The sequence below is a fragment of the Chryseobacterium sp. HNCC26DJ238 genome (genome assembly GCF_057180465.1).
Genome location: NZ_JBXUGI010000025.1, coordinates 32876 through 40108, shown reverse-complemented (window position 1 = coordinate 40108; position 7233 = coordinate 32876). Strand labels below are relative to the sequence as shown.

Sequence of the window (7233 nt, the reverse complement as noted above, 5' to 3'; positions counted from 1 at the left end):
CCTCCATAACAATAATTTTTTGTGTATCGCTATTTCAGGACTAGACACACTATAAAACACAAAAAACCTCGCATTTTGCGAGGTTTTTTGTTTTATAAAGGAACGAGCGAGAAGCTTGCGCCAACGGGGCTTTATTCCTTTATAAAGAACAAGTGTACCCTTGCTCTTTCTTTTGTCATCTTACCATCAACAATTCTAAATAAGTTTGACGTTTGCATCATCATTCTATCATCATCAATACTAAAGATATAATAAACAGTATTAAGAGTATCCAAATTTTTAAATTGATATGTTCCTATTGTGTTATACTTCTTAGCAATTGTATTATTTGCACTATCGAAAATGCTTTGTTTGTCAACAGTGACATTTTTATCAATTCTAATTTTTTTTTCTAATTTCTTACTATCATTAAAAAAAACAGCATTTGTAAGTTTCCATTTGCCAAATGCTTTTTTTTGTTTTTCTTCAGATAACTTTACCCCTTCCTTACCTCCAATATACTTTACAGAATGAATAGAGGAGATCTCGCTATTTACTTTATTAGATTCTTTTTTGCTGCAAAACACTAAAAAGAAAAGAGAAAAAAAACTAATAGCTCCTTTGATTTTTTTGTTGTTGTATTGTTTTGACATCGACTGATTCATATTTTTTTTGTCCAAATTGTATTTTTGATTGATCTTGTTGTCTATACAAGGAAGCTCCTTGTAAACTTCCATAGCCTCCTCCGCTAACTTCTTTGTTATAATTCATTACTTGTTGTAATGATCCTTTTACAGGAGAACTATCAAACCCAAAATAACTTTCCCATTGTACTTTTCCATTTTTTGAGCCTACCGCTTCCATCATGTGGCCTTCCCATAATAGGATATCACCAGTTTTGAAATTTGTCTTATTAAAAGCCTGAGAGGATTTATAGCCAGAATCTAATAGAAAACCTCTTATGTTTTCTATATTATCATCTACAAAGAAGTAACCATTTGTTAATACATATCCATAACAATTAGTCACCTGCATTGCATTCTCATTGGCAAAATTAGTCCTGTTTACAGGCAAAAATCCATACTCCTTGTCCCATTGTCCTATTGTTTGCTTAACATTTAGGGTAGCATTTCCATTTATTGATTTTAATGTCCCAACTCTAGCTTTTATATTCTCTCTATAAAGTTCAACGCTATCTTCGTAATTCCAATTATTAATATACTTTTGCCAGCTGACTCCTCCCCAAGAACCTTTAGGACCAGGACCATTTCCCAACTGATTTTTTAGTGCTAAAAAGGCTGATTGTGCATCTGCTCCTGTGTATGTAGTCCCTGAAGCAGTTTCAACTACTTCTCTACCATCTGGATCAATATATTTTATAGGATTGTTTAATACATATGTATAAGGTGACCATCTTCTAGAAACTTCCGCTAATGGGTCAATCACACCCCATCTACCGATATCGGGCATATAAAATCTTGCACCGTAATCATACATTCCCGTCTCTTGCAGCTCCTTACTGTTGTACTTGTACTGATATGCATTCTGCGTTGTCGCTGTATAATTATGCAGCAAACCGAAGGGGTAATAATTATTGACTTCAACTATTTCTCCCGGCTTCCAGTAATCAATACAGTTCGGCGGGTTCCATGGTGACCACGGTCCATCACACTGCTGGTAATAATATGTTCTCGGCTGAATAACTCCATCCTTACTCGTATCACTATAACTTAATCTCACATTACCCAGATGATCTGTGTAATTATATATATACTGATTTTGAATTACATCATAATATCCTTCAGATGTAGGAATAATTCTCAGTTTCATTACCGCAATCTCGTCAGGATCGATCACAACCAATCCTCCATCTGAACCTTCTGAAGGTTTGGTTGACTTATACTGAAATCCATCAAGATAATTCGTTTCTATGTCTCCAAAGAGCTTCTTTACTTTTACTCCGTCAGCTCGGTAAGTATAATCAGTTATCTGGGCATTCTGATTAATCTTTACAGGTAAATTTAGATAATTATATTGAATTGAAGAAATACCCTTATCCAGATGTTTAGTCATGTTTCCGTTACCGTTTAAAAGACCGTTATCATATTCAATGGTATTATGATTTGTTAAGTAAGGATAACCGTTGCTGTTTCCTGTCTGCTCTTCCGTTACTTTGATAAGCCTGTTTCCTGCGTAATCGTATTTCAGATTATCTATTTTCAGTGCTGTAGTTCCCGATATAACTCCGCCTGATCTTTGCAGTCTTTTAATGTTTCCATTAAGATCATACTCATTAATTTCAAAATATTCCTTTGCTCCTTCATAGCCGCTTCTCTCATAAAACCCTGCGGACAATCTGTTTAAAGGATCATAGGTATAAGCATATCTTTTTAAGGGTTCATTGTATTCTGTTAAGGTTTTCCAGAATACTTCAGCTATATTTCCATTGTATCTTGGCTTTACTTTGAGGTCTGCAAAATCAGAATTAGGGTTTTCAGATCCTTCCCTTATATTATAATTGATTTTATAACCAAACAAATCACTTCCTAAATTTAAAGGATCATTGATATGTGTCATCCAACCACGAATGTTGTATTTATAATCAACCGCCTGCAGACCGCTTCCCAAATTCACCCCACCGACCTTTTTAGTCTCAATTTGTGAGAGTTCGTTGTATTTATTCTGTACCAGGTATTCCACAGGCTGATTATCCACCTGATGCGTATGCACCAACAACCTGTTCTGATGATCATAGGTGAAATTTTCGGTAATGACCCTTTCTGTATCAACAGCTAATCTCTTGTGACGGGTGACCACCTGTTTCGGGGTTCTCGAGAAATCAAGCTCTGATTCTGTTTTGGTGTATCCTCCAAGATGATTAACAGAATGGCTTCCTATTACTCTTCCTTTAGTATCGTACCACGTATAATTTTTTGTCCAGTTGTCGTCTTCAATATTTTTTACATAAGAAGCGGTAGGTAAACTCTTGGTACTTATATTTGAGTTTTGAGCATCTTGTGGTAAAACATTCTGTCCCAAAACTTGAGTAGGAATTGCGGGGCTTCCTGCTGGATACTCGTCGTAATAATTGACAGAAAGGATCGTTTCTATCTGGCTGTACAAACCATTAGTGTAATAAATCTGCATCCCGTTTCTCGAAAAACCAGTACTGTTTCTGGATTCAATGATGACATATTGATTGGTTATACCCTGTAATCCTTCGCGACTTTGATTGGGAAGTGGCATTAATCCCGTATAAATTACTCTTCCAAAACTGTCATATTTTGTAACGAACCACGTCGAGGTTTGTCTTAAATTAGCATCTTGTGTTGCAATCAATCGATCTGCTTTATCATACACCATATATTCCCAACCTTTTCCGGGAAGCTTTTTTTCTACCAAACGGTTTCTGCCATCGTACCGATATTGATAATACAGGTTTTCTACTGTGGATGGTTCTACCGAAGGTGCCGAAGCTAATGGTGGAATAACAAATGCGAGCTGATTATATTCGTTATACACATAATACGTATCTGCGTTCTCAGTGGCACTCAGTGCTTTTCTGATCAGTAAAGTCTGCCCCTGACCATTTTTGAATTCTATGGTTTTGTTTCCATCTTCATCGGTTACTGTATTTTTATATAACTGATTAGGTAGAAAATCCTCAAACAGCTCAACAGCAGTATGAGTTCGACCTTCCACCCAAGTCGTGGTGGTCTTATACTTTCTTACATAATCTTCATTTTTATTCGCATCATAATCAAATTTGACAGGCTTACCAGTCCAATCATTTCCCACCTGGATCTGCTGCTGAATGCGATCTAAGGGAGAGTTCTCAAGGATTTTCTCCGCATAGATTTTCTCAGCTCCGTAGATCTCAGGCTGCGTGGCATTGGCAAGGGGATTGGGGAAAATGGCTCCGTTCATTGTTCCGCTCTGCGGTACGGGAAGGTAATCTTTTACCTGTCTTACAAACCCGTCGTATTCGATGTGGGTCACGACGTCTCTTCCTAAAGGAGAGGCTTTTACATTGACGACCTGTTTGGGTCTTCCTAATCCGTCGATGTACTGAACGGTTTCCACACTTTTTGGATTGGGAAGGGAGGGATCAGAGAGATAGGTCTTGGAATAGATATAGTTTTCGTTCGTGCTCAGATTCGTGCTCTGTGCATGGGACAGGCTCACTACAAACAGGGCACTGATCGGGATGATTATTTTTTTCATGAGATGTGTTTTAGTGTTTGTAATTGTATTTGAATTCTTTCAGGATCTCGCCTGCTGCATTGTTCTCCCTGATTTCTTTGAGCCTGTTGGCAGAATCGTAGAGATAGACTTCCCTGATCCCTGAAGGCGGCGTAATCCCTGTTACCCCGATCAAAGGATCATAGGTATAGGTAGTGATCTGGTAATCAGATAAGTTTTTTCTGAAATTATCTAATGCAATATTTAAATCCAGTTCAGTCTGATCTGACGTGATTCCTGGTGGCGGAATATTATCCTTGTCAGAAGCTGTGATGATAGATGCAGTATATTGCAGGAGTTGATCATACGTAGCACCGACAATCTTTGCAATAGGTTTTGTTCTATTATATCCCCATATAATAGTGGTAGGAATATTGTCTTTTGTTGTAAACTGAAGTATGTTGCCCTTATCATCATATTTATTATACACTATTTCTGTTGTGGGGCTGATATTGAGGGGACTGTAATAAATCTCAGAAGTAGGCATCGGTAAATTGCCCGTCTGAAGAGTTGGTATAGACATGGGGTAAACAGTCTCTGTTTTTGAAAGGAATATATTATTTTTTCTGTATTCGTTAATTATGGGAATTCCTACCATATACGCATTCAGCATTGTTTGATTACCTATGTCAAATGCATATTGATAGTCTGTATTGTAGCTGTTTCCCTCTGCATCTGTTTTCCATATTGAACTTGGAACATTATACGTGTAATTATAAAAACTTTGCTCTGTAGTTGCTACGTTTTGAGAGGTCGTTTTTTTCTGGCTTAAATAAGATGTGTTAAAGTTTACATTGTATGCTTCTAATAATGCTCCGTAAGAAATTCCGTTTAGGCTTGTGAATTGACCTGCCGGCTGTGCTTGTCCAAACTGTTTGGAATTAAATGTGTAGGCTCTTAAATAATCGGTTTGCTGAGTATATAGATAGGTAGTTTCCTGAATTTTATTATTAGTATTGGAATAAACAGTTTCCTTTAACGGTTTTCCTCTCATTAAAGAAAATGAGAGATATGGTAATTGCTTAAACAATATTGAATTTGACCAGCCGTAATATCTATTTCCAGATTTATCCCTGTAACCGTCCTGTTCGAGATTGGTGTAATAAGTCTCTGTTTTTCCTCCGTTATCATCAGTCTCAGTGACTTTACTGTATCCGACTGAATTGTCCTCTCCTTTTAAACTTTGATAGGAATTGAAGTTAAATTCCCAGAAACTCAGGTTATTTACACTTTCATTCCCCTGTAATAAATATACAGGCTTATAGGGTAAAACGCCACTTGAACTTACCCCATCATCATTTAGGTAAGAATATGTTTTATTTATACAATTATTTGATTCATTACAGGATTGTATTTTCTTTATTCTCAGCCCACCTGCGGTCTCATTGTTAGCAGTAGGAATTATTTTAAGATAGGTCTCATCCAGATCTTTATCTCCAAATTTTGAATAATCATTTAATTCATATTCAAAAGATGTACTTCCTCCCGTAGGATGGATAATCTTTTCCAAAGTTTGTGCTTTGCTTAAGTTTAGATTTGGAGTTTTATAGGTCGGGTATATATTTTGAAATATGTTTTTCTGCTGATCCTGTGAAACATCTAAATTGATAGCTGAATCATAAAAACTTGTGCCATTGTAATAACCCCAGTGATCAGTGGCATCTGAAATATATTTTGGAAGTTTTTGTGGATTGTATTGAAAACTGTATTTTTCAATATCATTAATCACTACGTTATTCAGCATTAATCGGTCATTTGCATCGTTGTTATAATTAAAAACTATATTTTTAATCGTCCTTCCTGCCTTATCTGTAACATTTATATTGTCTAATTTATGCCAATGTTGATGTCGGTAGTAACTGGATATATGATGCGTATAAGGTGGAACCCACTGGCTTGTCGGAACATCAAATTGTTCATATTCTTTTTGATTGGCTAATGATATGGAAAGATTAACAATAAAGTCTTCACCTTCCACTTTCTTTAAAAATACATTGTTGATTCTGTTAGAATAAAGCGCATACAGATTGCCTGAAGTTCCGGAATTGCCGATATTTCCGGAGTTGTTTCCCTGCTTGTAATAAGATCTGTTTCCCCCTCTGTTTACCAAAAAAACACTTCTTTCGTCTCTCTCATAAGTGAACTTTATCATTTTGCCATTAGCATAAATAATTTCTTTGATATTCCATGCAGAAGGAACAATATGAGGATTATAATTCAGGTCTACAGTTTCAGGCATAGAACTAAATTCAATTGCTTTATCATCTAATCCGAAAACGTATTTTGTACCGTCATCTGTAATAATATTAAATCCATATAAAATCCGTTTAAGGTTATGCGTTTTAGTTCCGCCATAATTTGCTCCCAGTAGAGTTCTTTCCTGTAATATATAATCAAATTTATATTGATGTTCAATCTTAAGGGTTCGTCCTTTACGTGTCCTGCCGATCCATTTTCCTTTTTCATTCATATAAAAGCTTCCTGTAAGCCCGCCTATATTAATAATAAATTCATCGGGATCAGGGACTGCATTTGGCAGGGACTGCATGATTAACTGTAAATTTGAATTATAGAAATTTTGTAAAGCAGGCATACTGTCCCAGTTTGGATTGTCCAAAGCAGAATAATTGTCTAGATAAGAATATCTGTTGTTTGGAGTCGTTCCGCTCACATAAACTTCATCGACACCACTATTTACAATTCTTGTAACAGAACCTCCAATTTCCAGATTCCATCCCAATCCTACCCATGTCGGGATGGTTGAAGGTTTTACTGATTTAATATTATAGCTGAGAGAAGCATTTAAATCATGAAAATTAAATAATGGAATATCAACTATCGGAACTCCTTTGTACATATTTACAGGATATTTGCCGGCATAAGCAAACGGTGTCGCATTTGGGCTTTGCGGGAAAAAATTTCCACCGAAATTCTGATAGTTTTGTACTCCCTGAGCATAAAATAATAAGTTGGATAAAACTAAAACCAATAATGTATTCTTCTTCATCATAT

At 36.1% G+C, this 7233-nt stretch carries 3 protein-coding genes; all 3 read right to left on the bottom strand.

From position 1 onward, the window contains the following. Window positions 1–131 precede the first annotated feature (131 nt). The 3 genes from AC2A07_RS18650 to AC2A07_RS18640 are packed head-to-tail and all read right to left on the bottom strand — an operon-like array spanning window position 132 to window position 7231. A complete protein-coding gene (locus AC2A07_RS18650; protein ID WP_314499926.1) occupies window positions 132–632 on the bottom strand; it encodes a hypothetical protein in 501 nt (166 codons plus the stop codon). After that, window positions 589–4203 carry a DUF6443 domain-containing protein gene (locus AC2A07_RS18645; protein WP_484051626.1) on the bottom strand — a complete coding sequence of 1205 codons (3615 nt, stop codon included), beginning with the start codon at window positions 4201–4203 and terminating at the stop codon, window positions 589–591. The genes AC2A07_RS18650 and AC2A07_RS18645 overlap by 44 nt, the downstream gene beginning before the upstream one ends. Window positions 4204–4213: 10 nt before the next feature. Next, a complete protein-coding gene (locus AC2A07_RS18640) occupies window positions 4214–7231 on the bottom strand; it encodes a hypothetical protein (RefSeq protein ID WP_484051625.1) in 3018 nt (1005 codons plus the stop codon). Between the last annotated feature and the right edge of the window lie 2 nt (window positions 7232–7233).

Excerpts from the sequence above, each read along its gene's own strand:
- AC2A07_RS18640 (WP_484051625.1), bottom strand. The coding sequence starts at position 7,231 with ATGATGAAGAAGAATACATTATTGGTTTTAGTTTTATCCAACTTATTA.
- AC2A07_RS18645 (WP_484051626.1), bottom strand. The coding sequence starts at position 4,203 with ATGAAAAAAATAATCATCCCGATCAGTGCCCTGTTTGTAGTGAGCCTG.
- AC2A07_RS18650 (WP_314499926.1), bottom strand. The coding sequence starts at position 632 with ATGTCAAAACAATACAACAACAAAAAAATCAAAGGAGCTATTAGTTTT.